This is a genomic window from Caballeronia udeis, from assembly GCF_001544555.2.
Taxonomy (GTDB): domain Bacteria; phylum Pseudomonadota; class Gammaproteobacteria; order Burkholderiales; family Burkholderiaceae; genus Caballeronia; species Caballeronia udeis.
On sequence record NZ_FCOK02000010.1, the window covers coordinates 119,292 to 142,265 of the forward strand.

Annotated in this window: 21 protein-coding genes; 7 read left to right on the forward strand and 14 right to left on the reverse strand. The window is 61.4% G+C overall.

Going from position 1 to position 22,974, the window contains the following annotated elements; all coding sequences use genetic code 11:
* Nucleotides 1–138: 138 nt before the first annotated feature.
* Both AWB69_RS10200 and AWB69_RS10205 read right to left on the reverse strand, forming a co-directional pair.
* Entirely contained in the window at nucleotides 139–1,566 is a 1,428-nt protein-coding gene (locus AWB69_RS10200; RefSeq protein ID WP_156528798.1) for an aminotransferase, read from the reverse strand.
* Nucleotides 1,563–2,462: an aldo/keto reductase gene (locus tag AWB69_RS10205; RefSeq protein WP_062084775.1), complete on the reverse strand. Its 900-nt coding sequence runs from the start codon at nucleotides 2,460–2,462 to the stop codon at nucleotides 1,563–1,565. Before AWB69_RS10205 ends, AWB69_RS10200 begins: the two co-directional genes overlap by 4 nt.
* Nucleotides 2,463–2,635: 173 nt before the next feature.
* On the opposite strand from AWB69_RS10205, the gene AWB69_RS10210 reads away from it, so the two are divergent.
* Together AWB69_RS10210 and AWB69_RS10215 are read left to right on the forward strand one after the other, a co-directional pair.
* On the forward strand, nucleotides 2,636–3,367 hold the full coding sequence (locus tag AWB69_RS10210) for an IclR family transcriptional regulator (protein ID WP_062084776.1): 732 nt from the start codon (nucleotides 2,636–2,638) through the stop codon (nucleotides 3,365–3,367).
* Between the two features lie 653 nt (nucleotides 3,368–4,020).
* Nucleotides 4,021–4,266 carry a DUF4148 domain-containing protein gene (locus AWB69_RS10215; protein ID WP_062084777.1) on the forward strand — a complete coding sequence of 82 codons (246 nt, stop codon included), beginning with the start codon at nucleotides 4,021–4,023 and terminating at the stop codon, nucleotides 4,264–4,266.
* Nucleotides 4,267–4,428: 162 nt separating this feature from the next.
* Here the strand turns inward: AWB69_RS10215 and AWB69_RS10220 are convergent, their stop codons facing one another.
* From AWB69_RS10220 to AWB69_RS10235, 4 genes are all read right to left on the reverse strand, one after another.
* Nucleotides 4,429–5,832, reverse strand: coding sequence for a methyl-accepting chemotaxis protein (locus tag AWB69_RS10220; RefSeq protein WP_062084778.1), 1,404 nt, complete (start codon nucleotides 5,830–5,832; stop codon nucleotides 4,429–4,431).
* Nucleotides 5,833–6,039: 207 nt separating this feature from the next.
* Nucleotides 6,040–6,699: a glutathione S-transferase family protein gene (locus AWB69_RS10225; RefSeq protein WP_062084779.1), complete on the reverse strand. Its 660-nt coding sequence runs from the start codon at nucleotides 6,697–6,699 to the stop codon at nucleotides 6,040–6,042.
* Nucleotides 6,700–6,876: 177 nt separating this feature from the next.
* Nucleotides 6,877–9,027: a tetratricopeptide repeat protein gene (locus tag AWB69_RS10230; RefSeq protein ID WP_062084780.1), complete on the reverse strand. Its 2,151-nt coding sequence runs from the start codon at nucleotides 9,025–9,027 to the stop codon at nucleotides 6,877–6,879.
* A gap of 412 nt (nucleotides 9,028–9,439) precedes the next feature.
* On the reverse strand, nucleotides 9,440–10,255 hold the full coding sequence (locus tag AWB69_RS10235) for an SDR family NAD(P)-dependent oxidoreductase (RefSeq protein ID WP_062084781.1): 816 nt from the start codon (nucleotides 10,253–10,255) through the stop codon (nucleotides 9,440–9,442).
* 146 nt (nucleotides 10,256–10,401) lie between these two features.
* Between AWB69_RS10235 and AWB69_RS10240 the strand changes: the two genes are divergently transcribed.
* Nucleotides 10,402–11,343 (forward strand): GlxA family transcriptional regulator, encoded by a 942-nt coding sequence (locus AWB69_RS10240; RefSeq protein WP_062084782.1) that lies wholly within the window; start codon nucleotides 10,402–10,404, stop codon nucleotides 11,341–11,343.
* Between the two features lie 102 nt (nucleotides 11,344–11,445).
* On the opposite strand, the gene AWB69_RS10245 is transcribed toward AWB69_RS10240, so the two are convergent.
* Nucleotides 11,446–11,712 (reverse strand): hypothetical protein, encoded by a 267-nt coding sequence (locus tag AWB69_RS10245; RefSeq protein ID WP_062084783.1) that lies wholly within the window; start codon nucleotides 11,710–11,712, stop codon nucleotides 11,446–11,448.
* Nucleotides 11,713–11,900: 188 nt separating this feature from the next.
* Nucleotides 11,901–13,091, reverse strand: a complete 1,191-nt coding sequence (locus AWB69_RS10250; RefSeq protein WP_063977779.1) for a pyridoxal-phosphate-dependent aminotransferase family protein — start codon at nucleotides 13,089–13,091, stop codon at nucleotides 11,901–11,903.
* 307 nt (nucleotides 13,092–13,398) lie between these two features.
* On the opposite strand from AWB69_RS10250, the gene AWB69_RS10255 reads away from it, so the two are divergent.
* The 3 genes from AWB69_RS10255 to AWB69_RS10265 all read left to right on the forward strand — a co-directional run bounded on the left by AWB69_RS10255 (nucleotide 13,399) and on the right by AWB69_RS10265 (nucleotide 15,960).
* Nucleotides 13,399–14,406, forward strand: a complete 1,008-nt coding sequence (locus AWB69_RS10255) for a LysR family transcriptional regulator (protein ID WP_063977780.1) — start codon at nucleotides 13,399–13,401, stop codon at nucleotides 14,404–14,406.
* Nucleotides 14,407–14,528: 122 nt separating this feature from the next.
* Nucleotides 14,529–15,215 (forward strand): YbhB/YbcL family Raf kinase inhibitor-like protein, encoded by a 687-nt coding sequence (locus AWB69_RS10260; protein WP_082913339.1) that lies wholly within the window; start codon nucleotides 14,529–14,531, stop codon nucleotides 15,213–15,215.
* Between the two features lie 100 nt (nucleotides 15,216–15,315).
* Nucleotides 15,316–15,960, forward strand: a complete 645-nt coding sequence (locus tag AWB69_RS10265) for an alpha/beta hydrolase family protein (RefSeq protein WP_062084784.1) — start codon at nucleotides 15,316–15,318, stop codon at nucleotides 15,958–15,960.
* A gap of 170 nt (nucleotides 15,961–16,130) precedes the next feature.
* Here the strand turns inward: AWB69_RS10265 and AWB69_RS10270 are convergent, their stop codons facing one another.
* Together AWB69_RS10270 and AWB69_RS10275 are read right to left on the reverse strand one after the other, a co-directional pair.
* Complete coding sequence (locus tag AWB69_RS10270) at nucleotides 16,131–16,778, reverse strand: TetR/AcrR family transcriptional regulator (protein ID WP_062084785.1); 648 nt, start codon at nucleotides 16,776–16,778, stop codon at nucleotides 16,131–16,133.
* Nucleotides 16,779–16,942: 164 nt separating this feature from the next.
* Nucleotides 16,943–17,293 carry a winged helix-turn-helix transcriptional regulator gene (locus tag AWB69_RS10275; protein WP_062084786.1) on the reverse strand — a complete coding sequence of 117 codons (351 nt, stop codon included), beginning with the start codon at nucleotides 17,291–17,293 and terminating at the stop codon, nucleotides 16,943–16,945.
* A gap of 94 nt (nucleotides 17,294–17,387) precedes the next feature.
* On the opposite strand from AWB69_RS10275, the gene AWB69_RS10280 reads away from it, so the two are divergent.
* A complete protein-coding gene (locus AWB69_RS10280) occupies nucleotides 17,388–18,137 on the forward strand; it encodes an SDR family NAD(P)-dependent oxidoreductase (protein WP_062084787.1) in 750 nt (249 codons plus the stop codon).
* 26 nt (nucleotides 18,138–18,163) lie between these two features.
* Here the strand turns inward: AWB69_RS10280 and AWB69_RS10285 are convergent, their stop codons facing one another.
* From AWB69_RS10285 to AWB69_RS10300, 4 genes are all read right to left on the reverse strand, one after another.
* The gene (locus AWB69_RS10285) at nucleotides 18,164–18,520 is read right to left on the reverse strand and encodes a c-type cytochrome (protein WP_062084788.1); all 357 of its coding nucleotides are present in this window, start codon (nucleotides 18,518–18,520) and stop codon (nucleotides 18,164–18,166) included.
* Between the two features lie 64 nt (nucleotides 18,521–18,584).
* Nucleotides 18,585–20,348 carry a GMC family oxidoreductase gene (locus tag AWB69_RS10290; protein WP_062084789.1) on the reverse strand — a complete coding sequence of 588 codons (1,764 nt, stop codon included), beginning with the start codon at nucleotides 20,346–20,348 and terminating at the stop codon, nucleotides 18,585–18,587.
* A gap of 12 nt (nucleotides 20,349–20,360) precedes the next feature.
* Nucleotides 20,361–21,119: a gluconate 2-dehydrogenase subunit 3 family protein gene (locus tag AWB69_RS10295; protein WP_062084790.1), complete on the reverse strand. Its 759-nt coding sequence runs from the start codon at nucleotides 21,117–21,119 to the stop codon at nucleotides 20,361–20,363.
* Nucleotides 21,120–21,222: 103 nt separating this feature from the next.
* Nucleotides 21,223–22,953: a methyl-accepting chemotaxis protein gene (locus AWB69_RS10300; protein WP_062084791.1), complete on the reverse strand. Its 1,731-nt coding sequence runs from the start codon at nucleotides 22,951–22,953 to the stop codon at nucleotides 21,223–21,225.
* Between the last annotated feature and the right edge of the window lie 21 nt (nucleotides 22,954–22,974).

A 22,974-nucleotide genomic window follows, 5' to 3' on the forward strand; every position in this document is an offset into this window, starting at 1 on the left:
CGGTCACGAAAATGGGGTGAGTAATCTGTGCCTTATGCGGCAGACAATCGGAAACACCGCCCTCGCCAGGAGCGGCGGCGGTGAATAACAGGACTACGACACACTGAAACCCTGTCGCTTCAGTGCGTTAAAGATGCATCAGCCAGGCACGGCAGAATCCTCGCTCGCCGCATGCAGCGCCTGCCGCGTAAGACCAACAATTTCATCGATATCCGCTCGCGTGGCGACCAGCGGCGGCGCAAATCCGATGATGTCGTTAATACCAAGCGGACGAACGATCAGGCCACGCGCAAGCGCCGCCTGTGCGACCCGGCTGCTGACCTTGAGCGCGGGCGAAAACGGTGTGCGTTCGGTCTTGTCGGCCATCAATTCGATCGCGGCCAGCATCCCCTCGCCTCGTACATTGCCAACGAGCGGGTGATCGTCGAATGCCGCGTGCAGGCTCGCTTGCAAATACGCGCCGACGTCAGCAGCATTACGCGTCAGTTGCTCGCGTTCAAGGATGTCCAGGTTCGTCAGCGCTACGGCGGCGCACACCGGATGGCCCGAGTAAGTCCAGCCGTGACTCATTGCACCCTGCTCACGCGAGCCGCGTTCGATCACGTCCCATACCCGCTCGCCGACAATCACGGCAGACAACGGCAGGTACCCGCTTGTGAGTCCCTTCGCGACCGAAACCAGATCCGGTTCAATGCCGTAATGCGCCGAACCGTTGCGCGAACCAAGACGCCCGAAACCGCAGACGACTTCGTCGGCGACGAACAGGATGTCGTGCCGCTTCAGCACGGCCTGGATGGCCGGCCAGTAGCCGGCCGGCGGCGGCAGGATGCCGCCCGAGCCCATGACCGGTTCGCCGAAGAATGCGGCGATCGTGTCCGCCCCTTCGGTTGCTATCAGGCGTTCAAGCTGCTCGACACAACGCGCCACGAACGCGCTTTCGCTCTCACCGCTACGTGCGTCGCGATAGAAGTCAGGACACGCCGTATGCAACACCTGCGGCATGGGCAGATCGAATGCCGCGTGGAACTTCGCTTGCCCCGTGAGGCTGCCGGTTGCAATACCCGAACCGTGATAGCTGCGGTGTCTCGCGATGATCTTCTTCTTGCGCGGCCGCCCGAGCACATTGTTGTAATACCAGACCAGCTTGATCTGTGTCTCGTTGGCATCCGAGCCGGACATGCCATAGAACACCTTCTTCATTCCGGGCGGTGACCAGTCCTCTATCAGACGTTGCGACAGCTCGACGGCCGGGTCGTTCGAGAAGCCTGCATACGTGTGATAGAACGACAGCTTGCGGCTCTGGGCCGCCATCGCCCCGGCCATCTCTTCGCGTCCGTAACCAATGTTCACGCAATACAGCCCGGCGAATGCATCAATGTAGGAACGGCCCGCGTGATCCTCTATGCGAATGCCCGACGCCCGCCTCATCAGGCGCCCTTCCAGTTCGCCGGAAGCATGGTCCGACGCATGCGTCCCGGGATGCATGAAGTGGCGCCGGTCGGTCGCAAGGATCGCATCGCTCAGCGAGACAGATGCCGGGTTCATGATGGTATCGATCGGGTTCATGGCTGCGCTGCGGGTAAGGGGTTAAGTAAGGGGTTATGCAAGGCGTCGGGGGTGTCCCACTCCGGATGCCACGCCGGCTTGCTCACGCGGCCGTCGGCGCGGGCGAGCGCGCCGATGCGCGCCATCGACGCGGCATCGAGTTCGAAATCGAATACCGCGAGGTTCTCCCCTATACGCACCGGATTCGATGACTTCGGCACCGCCGCGACCCCGGGCTGCTGGATCAGCCAGCGCAAGATGATCTGCGCGGGTTGCTTGCCGTGCTGTCGCGCCATGTCCGCGATCACCGGGTCTGCAAGCAGCTTGCCGCTGCCAAGCGGCGAGTGCGAGATCAGGGCCATGCCATGCCGCGAACAGGCAGCGAGCAGCTTGGCCTGATCGAGATACGGGTGGTATTCACACTGGTTCGCGACCAAGGGCAACGGCGAGAGCGCCACGGCACGATCGAGCAGCGCCACCGGAAAATTCGATACGCCGATATGACGCGTCAGGCCGCGGCGTTGCGCGTCGTTGAGCGCGCCGATCGTTTCTTCCAGCGGCACGCCGGGGTTCGGCCAGTGCACGAGCAGCAGGTCGACGTGATCGAGTCCCAGCCGCGCGACGCTCGCTTCTGCCGCGCGCCGGAAGTCGGCCGCGCGCAACTCGGTATGCCAGACCTTCGTGGTGACAAACACCTCGTCGCGCGGCACGCCGCACACGGCGAGCGCCTGACCGACCGCCTGCTCGTTTTCGTAGCGGGCAGCGGTGTCGATATGCCGGTATCCGGCGTCAAGGGCTGCGCGCACGGCACGGACGCCTTCATCGTGAGTGGATTGCCACGTGCCCAGTCCGATCCGGGGGATTTGGGCGCCGTTAGCGGCAACTACCTGCGCGGGCACATGAAGAGGAAATGTCATTGCAAAGATTGTTTTCGGGATTCCGAGATTTTTAATATCGTGCCATAATGCGGCACGTCATTCCATATTTGATGGGTGCAAAGTAACACGCGCTTTTTTGCTGTGCAAGCGGACGAAGCGTGCGCCGCGACGGGTGCGTGTTTCCCTGCGGCCTCGAATCACGGGAGGAGTGCATGAAGAGTTTGTTGAAGAGCCTGGAGATACTGGAAGCGGTATCGCAAAACCAGCCGGTCAGCGTGGGCGTGCTGGCGCGTTTGCTGGACATGCCGAAATCCAGCGTCCAGCGCGTGTTGCTGACCTTTCTGGAAGCCGGCTGGCTGCGTCAGACCGGGGGCGACCTGACGCGCTGGGAAGTGGGCGCGCGGATCCTCGGCGTGCGGCCTGCCGCGCTTCGCGGTGGCGCACTGTATGCCGCGGCACGCGAGCCGATGCGCGAGCTACGCGAGTTGACCAACGAGACCGTTCACCTGTCGATTCCCGACAGCACGAAGTCGATGGTGCTGATCGATCGCGCCGATTGCACGCAGACGGTACGCACTTTCAGTCCTATCGGCGACCTCAGCCCGTTCCACGCGACCGCCACCGGCCTCGCCGTGCTCGCGTACATGAGCGAGGCCGAGGTGGACGAGATCCTGGGCCGCGACCTGCCGAAATTCAGCGAGACCACCCCGTGCGATCCCGCCGAGATAAGACTCGAACTGGAACGCATCCGGCAGCGCGGATATTCCATCAACCTGTCGCAGTATCGACGCGCGGTGTGCGCCATCGGCGCCGCGATCATCGATTCGGACGGCGCTCCGGTCGGTAGCATCTGCATCTCCATGCCGGAATCCCGCTACGAACCCAAGCGCCTTGACGAGTGGGGAAAAGCGGTTGCAAAGGCGGCGGCGGCTATCAGCGTTTAGGGTCGCTGCAGGCGCGACGCATGCCGCATTAGTGACAACATTCAGGCGTACGCCGTCGTAAAGTTGATCACGCTGCCCGAACCTACTCGTTGCAAGGACCTGCGTGTGCCTGGATTTTGCGACGCTTAACCGCTGCGGTAACCGACGAAGATCCCTGCCGATCAAGCAGAGGCGTTGAACGCCTTATTGTTCCCCTGGAATGTCCGTGGACCCGGGTGCAGGACTTTTGCTTCAACAACCTGCTGGAGCACGCGATAGATGCTCCCGAAGCTGATGGGGAGCTTCTCGTCAGCGACCTGCCTGCAAACATCCTTCGCAATTCCTCTGCAACATCAACAGACATTGCCAGACCCTGCTGGAAAACAACTTGTTGACCGTCCGCGATCTCAGAAGAAACGCTTGAACGATTGACTGATTGCCGAGAGGCATCTGCAGCGCCGTTCCTTGAGCGATTAAACGTCTGTCATCCAATCATTCAATACGCCATTACTGTTCGATGACCCATAAAACCGGTTCTAAATAAACCTTCATGAATGCGCCGTCCTCCGGATAGCGGCCAGTCATTAACCTGCATGAACCGGACAACAACGACTGTCCGTCGCAAGTCCGGTAATTCGCTGACCCTTCGCTAAACCTCGTCCCAGGAGAACACCATGAAGATCTCGATGATCACCCTCGCCTTTGCAGGATTGTTGGCCACCGGTTCCGCATTCGCAGCACAAACCGCGCCGTCGACGCAGCCTGCCCAGACTACCGTCCAGAGCGCCGGCCAATGGGTTCCGCCGTATGGACAGGCCGTCGCACCGAAAACCCGGGCGCAGGTTTATCAGGAGCTGGTGCATGCCGAGCAGGATGGTCAGCTTGACTATCTGAACTCTACGCTTTATTCGCATGGCTAAGCATATGGATACGATTCTCGCGCGGTCTTGCCAGACCGGCGAGCGCCATCGGGTTTATACATTCCGGTGAGTTGATAGCGCACTTTCGCGCAGCGCTTTGTACAGGTGAGCAGGTTGCCGAACGCCTCGAAGAGCAATGCGCGCCGATCAATCCGTTACCAGTCAGACGCAATAAGCAAGTCGCAATCCGCCCCAATGGCGGCCTTCGACCATGATTGGCGCGGACACGTCTTTCATCAGCGCATATTTCCCGGCGCCCATGTCACGCCGATACGTCTGCAGCAAAAACGGCTTGGTATGTGACCCTGAAGCCAGACCGGTCCGGTCGTTGAAGATGCGCCGGTTACGCGAATGGGCGGCGTTCCAGACAGGATCGGGCCCTTGCGATTGCGAGAACTTCTTGTTGTGCGTGGGCAAGTAGCCTTTGGTGTCGACGGCGGCACAGAACACCACGCGTTTGTCCAGCGCCAGCAAGGGCTCCTGAATTTCCGGCAGGATGCGGTCGGCAAGCTGGATATAGCGGGTAGTAAATTGCTCGGGATTGGTGCCGGCAATCGGGTGATAGGCATGATCGAAAAGATCGGCTGCCGAGATCTCGCCGCGCGATATGGCATGCTCGAATGCCCGGCCGATCTTTTGCGCGGCCGTCATGACCGCCTCTATGAACGGCGTATCAGGTGTGTCGATCCCCGCTTCCGCCGTCAACTCGATCAGGGTTTCGGACACGCCAAGCAGCTTGCTCAACTGGTCCCGTGCCTTCGTGAAACTGCCGCTTGACTGCTCGACTCCCGTGACCATCTCGGACACCTGTGATGCGAGCCCACTGCATTGCTGGTCGATCGTTTCGGTTTGCAAAGCGATCTGTTCGGCTTCGACGCTCAGCTCGGTGATCGCTTTCCCCGTCGCCGACACAACCTCGCCGATCGCATGCGTGCCCTCCTTGACTCGCTGCGCGCGCACTGCGCTGGCGGAACCTTCGGCCATCAGCAGGTCAGCCTGACCCGACAACCGGGTGAGTGTCGTCCCGATCTCCGACGTGGCCTGGGCGGTCTTGGCGGACAGCGCCTTGACTTCGGCGGCGACCACGGCAAAGCTCTTGCCGGACTCTCCCGCGCGGGCCGCTTCTATCGCGGCATTCAAGGCCAGCAGATTGGTCTGGCGTGCGATGACCGAAATTTCTTCGGAAATCTTGCTGACATCGCTCAATGACTCCCGCAAGGTCTCGATCTCGGCCGCCATCACCGAGACGCTGTCCACCAGGTTATGAATCTCCGCGAGCGACACCCTGACGGTCTCCTGGGACTGGCTGACATCGGACGCTGCCTGGTCCGCGACAACACGCATCTGACGCGCCGCCGCGGCAATCCGCTGGTTGCCTTCCATGGTCGACATCGCGGAGTGCTGCAAAGCGTGGCACACATCCGTCTGGCGCGTCGCGCGGGCCGCCACTTCCTCGACATGTCCCGACACATCGCAGATCTCGATGCCCAGCTTGCCCGCATGCTCGGCGATCTTCGCGACCGCAGTCAGCGTGCGCCCGCGTTGCCCGAATCCGAAAGCCGTCATCCCTTGTCCCCCGGTGTTTTAATTTGCGTGGAATTCCCCGGCGGCGTCTCGACATGCCGGGTCCGCGAATTCCGCGTGACGTCCTCCGGTATAACGTCCGGTTGAAGGGAAAACTAAAGGGGACGAAGGGAATGGATGCGGCACATCGGGTTTGCCCTATCCCGCTGGAACTGACAGGCTGCCGAGGCAGCCCTCGGCTCGCCGGATTCAATCGCGATCTGGTGCTCCCAACGGAAAAAATGGCCGGTACGGACGCGCTTCGTCCACCGCTCGCGCGAATGACGGACGCGCCAGCAGTCGTTGCCGGTACGCAATCACGTGCGGGAACGACGCGTCAATGCGATGCGTCCAGTCTGCATAAAACAGGAACGGCGCAGCGCCGCAGTCGGCCAGGCTGAAGTGATCGCCCGCGGCCCATTCGCGGTCGGCCATGACGTTATCGAGCCAGCCGTAGGCGGTGTCCAGCATCGCACGTGCGTCGGCAACACCTCGCGGGTCCCGTTCCGTTTGCGGCCGCAAGCTGTCGCCCACGATCTTCTGCTGCGGGGTCGAGATGTAGTTGTCGAAGAAACGATCCATGAAGCGCACTTCCATTGCGCTGCGGGCATCTTCAGGCAGCAGCCGCACAGGGCCCGGATGATACAGCCCGAGGTGCTCGATGATGATGCTCGCCTCGATGACGGTACGGCCGGCATCCACGAGCACGGGAAAGCGTCTCATGGGCCAGAGCGCCGTCAGATCCTCCATCACCTGCGGGTTTTCATGCGACAACGCGCGCCACTCGAACGGGGTCCGGTTCTCGTATAGCGCGACCAGGACCTTCTGGCAGTACGACGAAAAAGGATGGGCGTAGAGTTTCAACGTCATCGGGTCACCTCGGGTTGAGAAAGGCATATTGCCTGATAGCGGCGGCCAGGACGGCTGCTTTCCCTAACGACGAGCGAGGCAACCGGCAATCGACATCCCCCCTCAAATATCGCAAAACCTCTGCCACAGTGAACGGTTTTCTTTATGAAACCGCTTCGGAAGCGGGAGGTGTCCGCGTCATCCTGCCGGCGAATGACTCCGGCTCGAGAATGCCGCAATGCAGGCACGCCGCACCCGCTCGACAGCCGTGGACCAGTTCTCATCGGCGGTTTGCCGGAACAGGCGCAGCGTGTGTGGATACCACGGTGAATCTTCACGCTCGCGCATCCAGCGCCAGTCAATGTCTTCCCGTGGCAGCAAGACCCAGCACGGCGTGCCCAGCGACGCGGCAATGTGTGCTGCGGAGGTATCGACGCAAATCACCAGATCGAGCTCGCCGATAACAGCAGCGGTATCGGCGAAATCGTTCAGGTCTGTGCCGAGGTGCAGCAGCGGTTGATCCGCAGGCGGCGACTGTCCCTCTTCTTCTCCCTGCCCCTTTTGCAGGCTCACGAAGCTGACACCCGGTACGTTCCAGAGAGGCGCAAGCGTCGCCAGCGACGGCAGCGACCGGTTGGCGTCGTTGTGATGCTTTGGATTGCCTCTCCAGACCAGCCCGATCTTCGGGCCGGACGGAAGCGCCGCCAGCCGCGTACGCCAATAGTCGACGAGCAAGGGGTCGGGCGTCAGACGGATCGCACCGGGAATCGCATCCGTGGTCGTGCGCAGATGCAGCGGCACGCTCATCGGGCTCGTCCAGTAGTCGTACGCGGGCGCCCGGGCCAGCGCGGTCTCGTGATCGAGGACCGCATCGACGCCCTCTACAGCGGCGAATAGCCGATGCAGCGCAGGCGCGCAGGCAAACCCGATCTGCACCGCGCCCTGCGCCTTGAGCAGGGGGAAATAGCGGCCGAACTGGACCATGTCGCCAAGGCCGTCTTCTTGCCAGACCAGCAGCGACTTGCCCGCCAGCGCTTCACCTCGCCACCGGGGGCAAGGCAGCAAGGACTGCGTCCGATGATGAATAAATCGTGGCTGGTCATAACGGGAATCGTAAAACTGCCATCCCTCTTCGAATTCGCCCATGCTGAGCAGCAAGCTTGCAAGGCTGACTTTCGCGTCGTGATAGTCGGCGCGGATCGCGAGTGCCCGCCGGAAAGCGGCCTCGGCGTCGCTCAGGTAACCAAGCTCCTTCAGGACGTTGCCAAGATTGTGGTGACCCTCGGCAAGGTCGGGTCGAAGGGCCAGCGCCTGCCGGTAAAACGCAACGGCCTCACTCGAGCGACGTAGCGCCCAGAGCACGTTGCCCAGGTTGTTATGGGCTTCGACAATATCCGGGCGGATCAGCAGCGCTTGCCGGTAGGCAATCTCCGCCTCGGGCAACCGGCAGAGCGTGTGCAGGACGATGCCCAGGTTGTAGTGAGCCTCCGCATAGTCGGAGCGGAAAGCGAGCGCCTGCCGGTAAGACGCCTCGGCTTCGGGAAGGCGGTCGAGCGCTCCCATCAAGGCACCCAGGTTAAGGTGAGCTTCAGCGTAATCAGGGCGGATAGACAGTGCCATCCGGCAAGCAAGCTCCGCTTCGGGGAGACGCCCCAGCTCCTTGAGCAAGTTCGCGAGATTGTTCAGCGCCTCGGCGTATTGAGGCTTGAGGACCAGCGCCTGCCGGTACGCCGCCTCGGCTTCCGGCAGGCGGCCAAGCTCCTTCAGCACGTTGCCCAGGTTGTTGTAAGCCCCTGAATCGGGAGACAGCAGCAGCGCCTGCCTGTAGGCGCTTTCCGCTTCGTCCAGACGACGCAGGTCATAGAGCACGATGCCGAGGTTGTAGTGGGCCTGTGTGTAATTCGCGCGAAGCGCAAGCGCATACCGGTAGGCCGCCTCGGCGTCATGCAGGCGTCCAAGGTCGTAGAGCACCGCGCCCAGGTTGTTGCTGGCCTCTGCGAGGTCCGGGCGGATGCTCAGCAGTTGCCGGTAGATGGCCTCGGCCTCCGGCAGGCACCCGAGTCCCTTCAGCAGCATGCCGAGATTGTTGTAGGCATCGACGAAATCGGGCCGGGTCTCAATCGCCTGCCGCCAATACGCTTGCGCGTCGTCCAGTTGGCCCAGGCCTAGCGAGCAGACCGCCGCAAGATTCAAGGCCTCCGCCAGCGCGCTTCCCGTCAAGGCCGGATGCGGTTCGAGCATCGGCTTGACTAGCGACAACGCTTGCGCGTACTGCCCGGCCAGACATAGCGAAGCTGCCGACTGATGCCAGTCCGCAATGGAAGGCGCGTGCGTGGGGACAGATGTCATGAATAGGTATTCGAAGCCAGGGTCAGCGGTTTCTGGTCACGGTGCGATCGCCTCGCTCCACGCGGCATGGAATCGATGGGCCGTGATTTAAACGCCTGACAAAAAGAAGGAAGCGCTCATCACGAAGGTTACGATAGTTGCTATCGGCGTGACGGCCGGAAATGAGCGCATTGCTGCACGCTATTCGGAGGATGGGGACGCCAAGGAGCGTTTAGACAGCCTTAGGGAGCTAGCGCAATGACGTCTGGTCCGCTATGGAAAGGCCTTGGTGAAACGCAACTGTCGTAATCAGCCCGCTAATCGAAGCTTACAAATACGCTTAAGGATTTTTCAACTCAACCCAATGCCAACGCGTTCCCTTTAAGCGCGGATGAAGGGAATGCGCCGGCATTGGTCCGCTCACTACACCCGCTTAGTGCTGCGTCCCGCGCGTCACGCCGTAACGCGCCGCCGGCAGCCGATGCGAAAGGTTAGGCGCCAACGCCTGGCGAGCTGCCTCGAACGCATTCCAGTCTGCCGCTTCCGGCAAGGAAGGAATCGTGACCAGCTCGCCTTGGTCGAGGCCCGCGAGCGCTGCGTCCACCATGTCCTGCGACGTCATCACGATACCTTCCGGCAGATAGCTCACCGGCGTGCCCGCAACGTCCCAGAACTCCGTGCTGGTTGCGCCCGGCAACACGGCCTGGACCCGCACGCCCTTGGCTCCCAGTTCATGGTGCAGCGACTGGCTGAACGCGAGCACATACGCCTTGCTGCCGCCATACACGCCGTTCAGCGTCTCGGGCGATACCGCGACAATCGACGAAATGTTCACGATCGTTCCACCGCCACGCGCGACAAAACCGGGTACGACCGCCTTCGTCAAATGCGTGAGCGCGACAACATTGAGCGTGATCATCGCGTCCATCTTGTCGATGTCCGAGTCCACGAGCGGCGCGGTCGCGCCCACGCCCGCATTGTTCACGAGCATCGTGATGCTGGAATCGTTGCGCAGCACGTCCTCGACCTTTCTCACGCCTTCCGGCGTGCCGAGGTCCGCGACGACCACTTCGAAATTCCGTCCGGTTGACGTGGTCAGCGTGCTTGCGAGTGCGTTGAGGCGGTCGCGATTGCGTGCGACGAGGATGACGTCATAACCGCGTTCGGCGAGCCGCTTCGCGTAGTCCGCGCCAATGCCGCTTGATGCGCCCGTCACGACGGCCGTGCCTTTGTTCGCTACATTGCTCATTTCCGTTCTCCAGTTTTTCAGGTGTTCCGGCAGAGGCGCCGGTGTGTGAACGGAATACTAGAAGTGTGCGATCATGTCCTCAATGACATATATACAACTTTTTAGGACATCGGCCGGAACTCCTTTCCCGGCGTGCAGGAGGCCATGTGAGAACGATCGGAATCATTGTTTATCCCGACTTTCAGGTGCTCGGGCTGGCGGTCTCGACCGTATTCGAATTTGCCAATGCAACTGCCGCGCAACCCGCATACGCGGTGCAGTTGTTGTCGGAACACGGCGGCGCGGTGCGCTCCTCGTCAGGCTTCGGCATTGAGACCGCCAGTTTCAAGGGCAGTGAATTCCACACGCTGATCGTCACCGGCGACAACACGGGCACGCCGCACTCCGCCGGCGTGGCTGCATATCTTCGCGACGCGCTGAAGACATCGCAACGCATTGCCGCGACCTGCACAGGCGCGTTTGTGCTGGCCGAGGCGGGGCTGCTGGACGGTCGCCGCGCCACCACGCACTGGTTCTACGCCCGGGCGCTTCAGCGTGCGTATCCAAAGGTCAAGATGGAGGAGGACCGGATTTTTATCGTCGATGGACCGATCTGGACGTCCGCCGGCGCGAGTGCCGCGATCGACCTTGCACTGGCGCTCGTCGAGAAGGATCTGGGCACGGATATAGCGCGGCTCGTGGCTAAAAAACTGGTGGTCTATCATCGGCGCGCCGGTGGCCAGTCGCAGTACTCCGCGCTGCTCGAACTCGACGCGAAATCGGATCGGGTGCAGACCGCGCTGACCTATGCAAAGTCGAACCTGACGGCGAAGCTGTCGGTTGAAGAACTGGCGGAAGTTGCCCACCTCAGCCCGCGCCAGTTCAGCCGGATCTTCACCGGCGAGACGGGACAGTCGCCCGCCCGGGCCATAGAAAATCTGCGCGTGGAAGCCGCTCGCCTGATGATGGAAACGGGACGGCATTCAGTCGATGTCGTCGCACGCGAAAGTGGTTTCGGCGATCGTGAACGGATGCGGCGCGCGTTCCTGCGTGCGTTTGGGCAGTCGCCGCAAGCCATGCGGCGAATGACGGAATCGCAGCTGGTTTGATCAGCGGCCGGTGGATCGTGCTCGCGTTGAGGAGCATTAGGGAGCATTCAGACACGCTCGTTGAATCAACAAGAGACCGTGCCTTCGTGCCTGCGACTGAAGTCATGCCGCCGGCACCAACTGTGCGAGTACGGTCGTCATGCTCATGGCCTGCTGGTCACTATCTGAAATTCCCGCGTCCTGGGCTGCCTGAGCCAATTGAGCATTGGTTAGTCCGGCAAGGCCGTCAAAACTATGACGGACAATGGTCGCGGTCATGACGGGACTGATCCGAAGCTCCCAGGTCCTGTCTTCGGCAAGCCGTCGAAGCATATATTCGCGAGCAGCTGTTTTCGCGGCAAGAATGCCGCGCGCTTGTTCTTCTGTCATGGTGTTCTCCCCGAGTGTGCCCTCGTTTTATAGCAACGCGGCGCGCTCTCGGCGGTTCGGAAGAACACACTTGGATTCATTCTTTTTTAAGGCGTACTCGCGAGTCTGAAGCAGTGATCTTCTGCGGGCCGATAACCAGCGATAACCGTATCCCGACTAACCCGAAGAAGACCCGCCCGCCCGGATCTTCAGTCCAACGCCAGCCGTGCGATCGCGCGCTCAACCCCGCCTCGGCCAAACGGAACACCCTGCACCGTCATGGCGGCTTCGACGCCCCCGAGGCATCCAAGGATCATCGCGGGGTTGATGTCGCCGAGATGCCCGATACGGAATGCGCGACCCGCGAGTGGTCCCAGGCCACCGGCAATCGCAACTTCGAAGCGCTCGCGTGCAACGCTGCGGATTGCTTCCGGATCGATACCCTCGCTCACCTCGATGGTCGTCACCGACACCGAACGCGCCGCCGGCACCTCGCAGAAAAAGCGCAACGCGCCGCCCTCGCTCCAGCATTGCACCGCTGCTTGCACCGCTTCCGCCAAGCGCCGATGGCGTTCCAGCACCTCGGCCAGGCCTTCGCGGAAGATGAGCCCCAGCGACGCCTCCAATCCGGCGATCAGGCTTTGCGGCGGCGTGCCGCAAAACTTGCGGTACGACAGCGGACTTTTGCGCCGCTCCCAATCCCAGTAGAAACGCGGCGTGGAATTGCGGCGCGAGACTTCCATTGCCGTGGCGTCCACCGCGACGAACGCGAGTCCCGGCGGCACCATCAACGCCTTCTGGCTGGCGCCGAGGACCACGTTGACGCGCGTTGCATCCATGGCGAACGGCGCGGCTGCGAGCGATGCCACCACGTCGACCACGAACAGCGCCGGGTGATCGGCCCGGTCGATCGCCGCCCGCATGGCAGGCAGGTCATTGGTGATGCCGCTGGCGGTGTCCGTGTGAACGATAAAGACCGCGACGATCTCGCGTTTCACATCCTCGCGCAGTGCCGTTTCCACATCCGCCGGATCGATAGGACGGCCCTGGACCCAAGGGGTACGAATCACACGGCCGCCCATTGCCTCGGTCTGCACCGCCCACGATTCCGAGAAGTGACCCGTGCCGGCCACCAGCACGGCCTGACCCGGAGCAACCACGTTGGCGATGACTGCCTCCCACGCGCCATGCCCGTTCGAGGCATAAAAGAAGACGTCGGCCTGCTCCGTCTGCAGCACGCGCTTCAGGCCCGCTTCACACGCGGCGATGCAGCGGTCCAGGCGCGGGTCAGCCAGGTCCATCGGCTGACGGCTCATTGCGTGCAGGACTTCATCGGGCACGCGGCTGGGGCCCGGTGAATGCAGGAAGCGATGACCGGGCAAACGTGTGGAGTCGTTCATGCGATGAGGATTCGAAAGGGCGGCTGGTTACAGATAGAGATAGGGATTGAGTGCGCTTGAATGTGGTTGTCAGTCAGTTTCATTGCAACCCTGGCTCATTGTTGGTCAAAAGATTCTACAGGGCTGCGCAAAGGCATGCACTTTCGATTCGCTTACCCGGCGAATAAATGGCCGGGGTAAATGGCCGATGCGCAGGCGCCACCGGACGCAATCGAACGCTTATCAAGTCAGTCGGCAAAGAGGCGCACAATTCCCATGCTATAAGTCGGGCGTTTATTTTCTCTCGAGATCATCTGGGACCATCGATATGGATACCGAGCACCTGAAGATCTTTGTCGAAGTCGTTCAGCAGGGCAGTTTTGCATCAGCGGCCCGAAAATTCGATATCGATCCTTCCGCGGCCACGCGAGCCGTCACCTCACTCGAAAAAGACCTCGGGCTAAGGCTGCTGGAACGGACCACGCGCCAGCTGGTACTCACCGAAGCGGGCAAGGTCTATCACGAGAACGCGTGCAAGATACTGCAAGAGCTGCAGCAGGCTGCCGACGAGGCGCGCGACCTGGCAGGCAGTCCCGCGGGCGTGGTCCGGGTGACGACATCGGTCACCTACGGGCACGCCGTCATCCTGAAGTTGCTGCCCGCGCTTCGGGTGGCCTACCCCGCGCTGGAAATCGACCTGCTGCTGACGGACTCGATCGTCGACCTGTTAGCCGAACGCGTCGACGTCGCTGTACGTCTTCGTCAGGATAGCGATACATCGCTGATCGGCACCCGGCTCGCAAAGATCCGGTATCACGTGTGCGCGAGCCCCGAGTATCTGAAACAACACGGTAGCCCGCATACGCCAGCCGAACTGGCAGAGCGCGATTGCCTGCGGTGTTCCTTGCGCGGATATCGCACGCAATGGCGGTTTCGCGATTCGGCTGGCGCCATAGAGGCTGTCAACGTGGATGGCTGGCTGGTCGTGTCCAATTCGCTGGCGCTGCACCGTGCGGCGTTGGACGGACTAGGCCCGACGCTGCTGGCGGACTGGCTGGTGCGCGATGACCTGGCATCGGGTCGACTGGTCGACATGTTCCCTCATCACGACGCCACCCCTACCGACTTCGATAACTCGGTGTGGTTGCTTTATACATCGCGGCTCTACGTCCCCAAGCGAGTGAGGGCCTTTGTCGACTTTATCAAGCAGCAGGTAGGCGCCGTTCCATCAGGTCAAGACGCACTCCCCGGGCTGGCCGCCCTGCCGGTAGATTCGGCAGCGCTGCAGAGCGCCATGCTTCGCGATGCGCAATCGGCGACTTACTCTCTCGTCTGATCCGGGAGCGCTTGCAAGACACGTTCACTCTTGCATTTTTCACAATGCTCCCATGAAGCAAACGGCTGGCCGACGACCAGGCGCGACAGTAAATTGGCGGCTACACCACCGGGAGCCAATCGATGAACCTCCAAGCCAGTCCCAACGCATGTGCGGACGAACGAACAACGACCTATTGCCTGGCTCGAAGGCTGGCCCGCCGGTTGCCCGCCTCGGCCCTGGTCCTTGCCACGCTTTTGACGGGCGCTTTTAGCGCGACCCATGCGGTCGCAGGCAGCCCCGCGTTCACGGTGTCGAGTCCCGACCTGGCGTCAGGGACGTTCGACAAGAAATTCACACTGGACGCCTTTGGTTGCACGGGCTCGAATGTATCGCCCGCCATCAAGTGGTCGAACCTGCCGGCCGGAACGAAGTCGCTTGCCTTGCAGGTTCAGGACCAGGATGCGCCTGCGGGCAACAGCTTCTGGCATTGGACCGTGTACAACATCCCGGCGAGCGCGACCGGTCTGCCGCAGGGCGCCGGAAACGCTCCGAACATGCTGCCGGCGCCCGCGGTCAACGGAGCGAACGACTTCCTCGATACCGGCGCGACAGGAGGCAATGGCAACTACGGTGGCCCATGCCCTCCCGCTGGCGATAAGCCGCATCATTACGTGTTCACTCTTTACGCCCTCGCTGTCGACAACCTCGAAGCTGCAAGCGGAATTCCCAAAACGGCGACATCAGGACTTCATTCGTTCATCCTGAACAAGGGACTGGGCGACAAGCTGCTCGGGACCGCCAGCTTCAGCGCCAGCTACGGGCGCTGACCCGGAGAGGTTTACCCTAGGCGCAAGCTCACCTGCATCGTCTTGAATACAGATACTGAATCCCGGTCGAATTCCTGGATTCAGGCGGCAAGAGGCAATCATGAAAAAATTGCGTGTTCTTTGCTTGCACGGATATCACGGCAGCGCCAAGGTTCTTCGCGATCAGATGAGCCCACTGACCAGCAGCATGGATTCTTTGGCGGAGTTCGTGTTCGTCGATGCCCCGTCTCTCGCAAACGGAGACTTTGGCTGGTGGCATGCGGTTCAGGACACGCTGTCAACGAATCCTTCGAGAGCAGATCCTGGCCTTGGCAACACGGTATATAAGGGCTGGCCCAACACTCGCGACTGGCTGGTTTCCCTCTTTAAGAATGAGGCGCCGTTCGACGGTGTTTTCGGTTTCAGTCAGGGCGCAGCGCTAGCCGGCCTGCTTGTCGGCTTACGTTCACCGGACGGAACGTCAAGCGAACACACGCCGCTTGCGTTCAACTTCGCCCTCATGGCCGGAGGCTTCCTTGCCAACGATCCGAGTCTGGCAAGACTCTACGCGTCAACAGCAAACTACGATATCCCTTCGATTCATATGATCGGCCGTTCGGACTCCGTCGTACGAAGCGACTACTCTCGCATGCTTGCATCGAAGTTCAATAAGCCTCTGATCCTTGAGCATGATGGAGGGCATGTCATTGCCTCCAGTTCAGGAATACGCCAGCAGGTTGCGTCATTCCTGAAGGAGCAGATGTGAAGAACCGAGTCAGCATTACGCCCGGCGTGGGCGGCCTCCTGCTCGTCCGGCTAAGCCGTTGAACGCTGCAGCCAGTGCGTCAGGAACTGCGCGGTCTTCCAGCAGGCGAGCATGGCCTCAGGCGCCTTTGTGCCCGTAGGCCAACCACAATGAATTGGCGACCCGCGGTTCTATCCGCGTGGACCGCCGCAGTAACGTTGATGAGCGACCGCTCGCATGCCGGCCAGCGCGATCGTGGAATAAAGATCAGCGACTTCGTCGAGGGGTTTGACACCCGTCTGCATGACATCGACAGCGCCGGACATGGCGGCGAGCAGCATGCGGGTCACGACCTCCGCGACCGTAGCGTCGAGGCCGGTCTCAGTGGCGATCATCGCGGCCCAGTCGGCAACCGCGGCGTTGAGAATCGTGCTCGCGTAGTGCTCATGTGGTCCCTCGCCGTAAAGCAAGCGGCGCAGCAACGGCCCGCGCTTGGCGATTGTCGCGAGCCATAAGCGCGCATTGACTCGCAAGCGTTCCTCGAAGCTCGTGATCACGGGAAGCTCTTGATGAACGTGTTGCCTCATGACCTCGAACTCACGTTCAACGAGCGCGCCTATGAGGTCGTCGCGGTTGGTGAAGTATCGATAACCCAGTCGCTTGTCGACATTGGAGCGCGCCGCCACGGATTCCATGGTCACCGCCGATACCCCGCTCTCGACAATGATTTCCGCCGCCATGTCGAGAAAGCGCTCGCGCCGTTCAGCGCCACTCAGGCGGCTACGAGGCACATGGTCGGGATCGGGCGAGGCGGAGTTGGTTTTCACATCGGTTGCCATTGTTGAGTTTTCTCCAGCAGGAGATCCTTGGGGTGCAATCTGCAGCGATCAAGCATGCGCAGCCGGTAGGCATCGTGAGTTCACGGGTTCATGCAAACGAGCCCTATCAGCGGCGCTATTCCACACGCGTGTTTACATCCTGTTTATCAGTACACCGATATCACCTATTCAGCCTTTGCCTTGTCCAGCAGCAAACCGTCTATGCGTTCCCGGTTTTCATCGCCCCAGGCACAGAGCGGCATGAGTGCTTTCGCCAGCGTCTTGCCAAACTCGGTCATTTCATAATCGACCCTTGGCGGCACTTCATGGTAATCACGCCGCACGATGATGCCATCCTCGGCCAACTCGCGAACTTGCTGGATCAGGACCTTTTCACTGATGCCCGCGACAAGACGCTTCAATTCGCCGAACCGGCGCGGCCCGCTGTTCAGATGAAACAGCACGATCGGCTTCCACTTCCCGCCAACAACCGAGAGGGCTATCTCGAGCCCGCAGCTATACATCCGGTTTTCCATAAAAAGAATCTCCACACATACCTTTAGGTAGGTACTAGCCTAACAGAATGTACCCGACCATAATGAATCTTCGAACTCGACCAGGAGATGTCAGATGGGCAAGCTCAGCGGCAAAGTGGCAGTGGTAACGGGTGCAAACAGTGGCATCGGCCTCGCAACGGCAAAGCGTTTTGCGCAGGAGGGTGCGCGTGTTTTCATGAGCGGCCGGCGTCAGAACGAACTCGATGCGGCGGTGGCCGAGGTGGGAGAAAATGCGCGCGGCATTCAGGGCGACGTGTCCAATCTCGCCGACCTGGACCGCCTATTTGCCATCGTAAAAGAGGAGGCGGGAACGATCGACGTCCTGTTCGCGAACGCCGGCGGCGGGGAATTTGCAGCACTCGGCGAGATCACGGAAGAGCACTTCGACAAGACCTTCGCGACCAACGTGAAGGGCACGCTTTTCACGGTGCAGAAAGCGCTTCCGCTGCTCAAGGACGGTGCGTCGGTCATTCTCACGGGATCGACTGCAGCGGTCACCGGCACGCCGTCATTCAGCGTCTACAGTGCAAGCAAGGCCGCGATCCGCAACTTCGCGCGAAGCTGGATCCTCGATCTCGCGCCGCGCAAGATCCGCGTCAATGTACTTGCTCCGGGCGCAACCGCCACACCGGGATGGCATGGCCTCGCCACCTCGGAAGAGGCAAGCAAGGAGATGATCCGGTTCGTGCAGACCACTACGCCGCTTGGCCGCCTTGGAGACCCCTCGGAGACCGCGAGCGCGGCACTGTTCCTGGCTTCTGACGACAGCAGCTTTGTCACCGGAAGCGAACTGTTCGTCGATGGCGGGTCCGCGCAGATCTAGCCGGCTCTATCGTGCGGAACGGCCGATCACTTCAGTGTCGCCAGATACGCGATCAGATCGGCACGTTGTGCAGCGTCAGCCATTCCTGAATAGGGCATCAAGTTGCCCGGCACCACGGCCTGCGGATTTTGCAGATAGGCGTCCAGGGTCTTCTCGTCCCAGGTCAGTTTGGCGCGCTTCATTGCAGGGCTGTAGCGAAAGCCCGGCTGCGAGGCGCTGGCGCGCCCGACTATGCCTTGCAAGCCCGGGCCTATGCCGTTGGCGGCGCTGGTCGCATGGCAGGCCATGCATTGTGCATAGGCTTGCGTGCCGGCGCTTTGCGCCATCGCGCTGGTGGCGCACAGGATCAGCACGGCGGCTAACGCGAGTCTGTCAATAGACATCGTTGGAATTTCCTTTCTGAATTGTGGCGTGCCGCTGGTCCGGCATCACGTTAGAAAACCAGCTTCACGCCAGCTCGCGCGGACGCTGCACGTAGTCGACCAGATCCTCGCCCAGGCGCAAGGCCATGGCGGCCAGGGGGCCGGTCGGGTTATACCCCGCGTTATGCACGAATACCGACGCGCCGACCACAAACAGGTTTTGCGCATCCCAATGCTGCAGGCGCGGAGATACCACGCTCGAGTGCGGGTCGGCGCCCATGATGGTGCCGCCCGTGATGTGGGTAGTCTGATACACGCGCGTATCGAACGGGCTCTTGCGCGGTGCGGCCGGCCCGACAATATCGGCGCCCATGGTCCTCGCTATGTCTTCCATTTTGCGGGTCACGAACGCGGACATCTTTTCTTCGTTGGCGCGCCAGTCGAACGTCATGCGCACCAGCGGTTGCCCGTAAGCGTCCTTGTAGACCGGATCGAGGTCAAGGAAGTTTTCCGTGTTCGGATAGCAACTGCCTTGCACGCTCAAGCCCATCGAGTGCGCATACCAGTCGGCGCTGGCCTTCTTCCACGCCGTGCCCCACTGCGGCGTGCCGGGAGGCAAGCGCCGGCTCTTGATCGGACGCCCGCTGTACATGCCTGCGCTGATCAGGCCGCCACCGAGAAAGTCCAGGCCGGTGTGATCGAAGTTGTCGTTGTTGAAGTCGTCGATGCACATTGACGTGCCGCCGGTGGCGAGAAACGGGTTCATCCAGCTGTCCTTCATGAACAGGTTCATGCCGGAGTTGGTCTGGTAGCAGAAGTTCTTGCCGACCACGCCCAGACCGGTTGCCGGGTCGTAGGGCTGACCGATGCCGTTCTGCAGCAGCAGCTTGTTGTTGGTCATGGTGAATGCTGCCAGTACCACCACGTCGGCGGGCTGCTCATACTCCTGGCCCGACTGTACATCGATATAACGCACCCCGGTCACGCGCTTCCCGGCGCGGTCATAGTCGATATTCAGGACGTGGGCATGCTGGCGCAGCTCGAAGCTCTTGCGCTGCCTGAGCATGGGATACAGCAAGACGTCCGGCGTCCCCTTGGCTTGTGCCTCGCAGATAAAGCGCTCGCAGTGGCCGCAATACTGGCATTGACCGAGCTTTTGTCCGTCCGGGTTGGTGTAGGTACCCGAGGAATTGGCAACCGGCATGGGAAACGGGTGATAACCGAGATTTTGGGCCGCCGCCGTGAACTGCAGGCCCGCTTGCGTGGTGATCAGCGGCTTTTGCGCGTAGTCGCCGCGCCGTGGCGCTTCGAACGGGTTGCCGCCCGTGTGCTTCTTGCCATTGATATTGCCGGCCTGGCCCGAAATGCCGAACAGCTTTTCGAACAGCTCGTGGTACGGCTCCATTTCGCGGTACGTGATACCCCAGTCCTGCAGCGTGACGTTGCCCGGGATCGCGTTCTTGCCGTAGCGATCGACGTAATGGGTGCGCAGGGCGGGTTCGTACTCGGACCAGCGCCAGGTGTGGCCGTTCCAATGGTTGGCGGCACCGCCCACGCCGTCGCCCGGCAGAAACGCTTCCATCCAGCGTATTGGTGCTGCGGCATCCTGACGGTTGTGGCGAAGCGTATAGGTCTGCACATTCCAGCGTTGCACCAGGCCCTGGCGGGTGTCCCAGCGCAATTCGTCGCGCTGCGTCGGCAGCTTCGCCTCGGCGCCCTCAGCGTGCTCGCCGCCGCGCTCCAGCACCAGCACATCCACGCTTTGAGAAGTCAATTGGCGAGAAATCAAACCCGCCGTCAAGCCGCCACCGATGATCACGACGGTGCGCTTGGGTAATTTTTTGATCATGCACCTGGCTCTCTAGCTGAAGTCAACGATTGATTTGGGATCTCGGGCGCCGGGATAGGGCTTGCCGCGAAAATTCAGCATGTCCAGCGTGTGCGTGGCCGGTAAGCCGGGATAGCCGACCATCTTCCAGAACACCTTGTCATGGTTGCCACCGTAGAGAGGGTCGGAAAAGCAGGCCTGTTCGAACAAGGGGTACATCAGTTCGTTGAACCAGGGCGCCAGCGTAAGTTCGTCGTCCTTGACCTTGCCGTGGCTGAGATCTTTCAGGAAGGCGTCCGCATCAACCGGCGCCAGTTGATCGAAGGTCTTGCCGAGTTGCGCCTGGCATTGGCGATTGGCCGCAGCCACCCCGGCACTGAAGAATTGCGCGGGCGTGAGCGGCAACTGCAAGCCCATTTGCGGTTTGCTGGCTTCCCACGGGCCGGACATGTAACGGCCGGCCCCCTGCCCGAATGCGCCCGCGAGTTGCCTGTCAATAAAGATGGCCAGTCCGCAATCGACCCCGTTGGGCGTGTATTGATCGGCGGGGCACATCACGTTGACCATGCTCTCTACAAAGGCCGCCTCGTCCGCACTGAAACATGCGTAGCCGACCAGGACAGGCGTGCCAGCGGGCGGTTGTGCGTCCGCCGCCGCTGCGGAACCGGCGGCCAGCGCCGCAATGCCGGCGCCAGCCAACTGTTGCGGCGCAAGCGGCACAGTGCCCACTACCGCCATGACCGTGCGCAAGAAGTGACGGCGTGGACCGGTATCTGATGTGTTTTGACTCAACTTCCTATCCTCTGGTGTCGATGGGGCCGCTGGATGAACGCGTCGCGTGGCTAGAGGCTCAGTGTTCGGCAGAAGAGCGACGAGGAGGCCAGGCGCCGCGGCCTTAGAAGGTTTCCCACTCGCCGGCGCGACTGGTTTCCTGAGGTATCGGCTTAGGCGGCGGACTTGCCTTGGATGTACCAGTGGTGTTGTTGTTACTGCCCGCCAGTGCGCGGCGCGGGCCGGCTGGGCGAAAGCCGGCGACGGGCATTGCCGGCGTCGGGGTTGCGCGTGCGGCGGCATGGGTGGCTTGGCCCGCGATCCGGAAAACGGAGACAGCGTCCTTCAAGGACAAGGCCTGCTGTTCGAGCGATTGCGCCGCAGCACTCGCCTGTTCGACCAGTGCGGCATTTTGCTGGGTGGCCTCGTCCATTTGTGTGACGGCGTGCGAAACCTGGTCGATCCCGGAGCTTTGCTCGCTTGATGCCGCGGAAATCTCGCCCATGATGTCGGTTACGCGCTTCACCGCGCCGATGATTTCGCTCATGGTCTTGCCGGCTTGGTGAACCAGTACTGCGCCCGATTGCACACGGTCCACCGAGTGCATGATCAGGGCCTTGATCTCCTTGGCGGCACTTGACGAGCGCTGCGCCAACGTGCGCACCTCCGTGGCCACCACCGCGAAACCACGGCCCTGTTCGCCGGCCCGGGCCGCTTCCACGGCGGCATTGAGCGCGAGGATATTGGTTTGGAAAGCTATGCTGTCGATAATGCCGACGATCTCGGTGATCTTGGATGAGCTTTCCTTGATCTCGTCCATCGTGTCGACCACGCGGCTGACGACCTCGTTGCCCTGCCCTGCGATATCCGAAGCGTTGCCTGCCAGCGTGGTCGCTTGCCGCGCGTTCTCGGCATTGTGTTTGACGGTGCTGGTCAGTTGCTCCATGCTCGCCGCCGTTTCTTCCAACGACGCGGCCTGTTGTTCGGTGCGAGCCGACAAGTCCAGATTGCCTGCGGCGATTTGCTTGGTGGCTGATGCTATCGCTTCGCTGCCAATACGCACGGTGGTCACGGTCTTGACGAGGTTGTCCTGCATCTTGCCCAAACCGGCCAATAGCTGGCCCATTTCATCGGAGGAGTGCACCCGCACCGTATGCGTGAGGTCGCCCGCTGCTATGTCGTCGAAATGCTTGAGCGCATGGTTGATCGGGTCCGAGATGGCACGGCGCAGCGAGAACCAGGCGTACGCGGCGACGATCAGGCCCACGATGATCATCAGGCTGGATGCCAGACGGAAAGTGCTGTAACGGTGCTCGGATGCCTCATAGCTGAGCCGCGCTTGCTCGGTCTCGTACTCGTTAAGCGTAGTCCCGCTTTTTTGCATCGCCGTGTAGACGGTGCCGACCTTGCGGGCAGCATCCGAAATGGCTTGGCGGTCGCCGCTCTTGATGGCGGTGCGAAAACCGTCCATTGCCTGTTCCGTCTGCGCCAGGCCGTCGGTGACGTCCTGCGCCAACTGCTTGCCGCGCTCGGTTTGCGGCAGGGCCTGGTATTTGGACCACCAATCCAGGGCTTGCTTTTTGACATCGTCGGCCGTTTGATACATGCGCTCGGCCCAGGCGGGATCGGTGGTCACGGATGCCTGGTCCAGCGAGGTGCGCTGACGTCCCATCCACAGCAGCATGTTATCCGCGGCCACGGTCTTGGGCAGGCGCTCCTGGTAGAGCTCGCGATTTGTGTCCACAACGGTTGAAATGCCGATCAAGCCGATAACGCCGATTGCGAGCAGCAGTGCTGACAGAATCATCATGGCCCACGCGAGCCGCGCTTTGATGGTGAGTTTGATGAGCGGCATGGACGAAGCTCCGTAGTTTTT

Bases quoted from the DNA above. Each gene is read 5' to 3' on its own strand.
- AWB69_RS10200 (WP_156528798.1), bottom strand. From the start codon at position 1,566: ATGAACCCGATCGATACCATCATGAACCCGGCATCTGTCTCGCTGAGC.
- AWB69_RS10205 (WP_062084775.1), bottom strand. From the start codon at position 2,462: ATGACATTTCCTCTTCATGTGCCCGCGCAGGTAGTTGCCGCTAACGGC.
- AWB69_RS10210 (WP_062084776.1), top strand. From the start codon at position 2,636: ATGAAGAGTTTGTTGAAGAGCCTGGAGATACTGGAAGCGGTATCGCAA.
- AWB69_RS10215 (WP_062084777.1), top strand. From the start codon at position 4,021: ATGAAGATCTCGATGATCACCCTCGCCTTTGCAGGATTGTTGGCCACC.
- AWB69_RS10220 (WP_062084778.1), bottom strand. From the start codon at position 5,832: ATGACGGCTTTCGGATTCGGGCAACGCGGGCGCACGCTGACTGCGGTC.
- AWB69_RS10225 (WP_062084779.1), bottom strand. From the start codon at position 6,699: ATGACGTTGAAACTCTACGCCCATCCTTTTTCGTCGTACTGCCAGAAG.
- AWB69_RS10230 (WP_062084780.1), bottom strand. From the start codon at position 9,027: ATGACATCTGTCCCCACGCACGCGCCTTCCATTGCGGACTGGCATCAG.
- AWB69_RS10235 (WP_062084781.1), bottom strand. From the start codon at position 10,255: ATGAGCAATGTAGCGAACAAAGGCACGGCCGTCGTGACGGGCGCATCA.
- AWB69_RS10245 (WP_062084783.1), bottom strand. From the start codon at position 11,712: ATGACAGAAGAACAAGCGCGCGGCATTCTTGCCGCGAAAACAGCTGCT.
- AWB69_RS10250 (WP_063977779.1), bottom strand. From the start codon at position 13,091: ATGAACGACTCCACACGTTTGCCCGGTCATCGCTTCCTGCATTCACCG.
- AWB69_RS10255 (WP_063977780.1), top strand. From the start codon at position 13,399: ATGGATACCGAGCACCTGAAGATCTTTGTCGAAGTCGTTCAGCAGGGC.
- AWB69_RS10260 (WP_082913339.1), top strand. From the start codon at position 14,529: ATGAACCTCCAAGCCAGTCCCAACGCATGTGCGGACGAACGAACAACG.
- AWB69_RS10265 (WP_062084784.1), top strand. From the start codon at position 15,316: ATGAAAAAATTGCGTGTTCTTTGCTTGCACGGATATCACGGCAGCGCC.
- AWB69_RS10270 (WP_062084785.1), bottom strand. From the start codon at position 16,778: ATGGCAACCGATGTGAAAACCAACTCCGCCTCGCCCGATCCCGACCAT.
- AWB69_RS10275 (WP_062084786.1), bottom strand. From the start codon at position 17,293: ATGGAAAACCGGATGTATAGCTGCGGGCTCGAGATAGCCCTCTCGGTT.
- AWB69_RS10280 (WP_062084787.1), top strand. From the start codon at position 17,388: ATGGGCAAGCTCAGCGGCAAAGTGGCAGTGGTAACGGGTGCAAACAGT.
- AWB69_RS10285 (WP_062084788.1), bottom strand. From the start codon at position 18,520: ATGTCTATTGACAGACTCGCGTTAGCCGCCGTGCTGATCCTGTGCGCC.
- AWB69_RS10290 (WP_062084789.1), bottom strand. From the start codon at position 20,348: ATGATCAAAAAATTACCCAAGCGCACCGTCGTGATCATCGGTGGCGGC.
- AWB69_RS10300 (WP_062084791.1), bottom strand. From the start codon at position 22,953: ATGCCGCTCATCAAACTCACCATCAAAGCGCGGCTCGCGTGGGCCATG.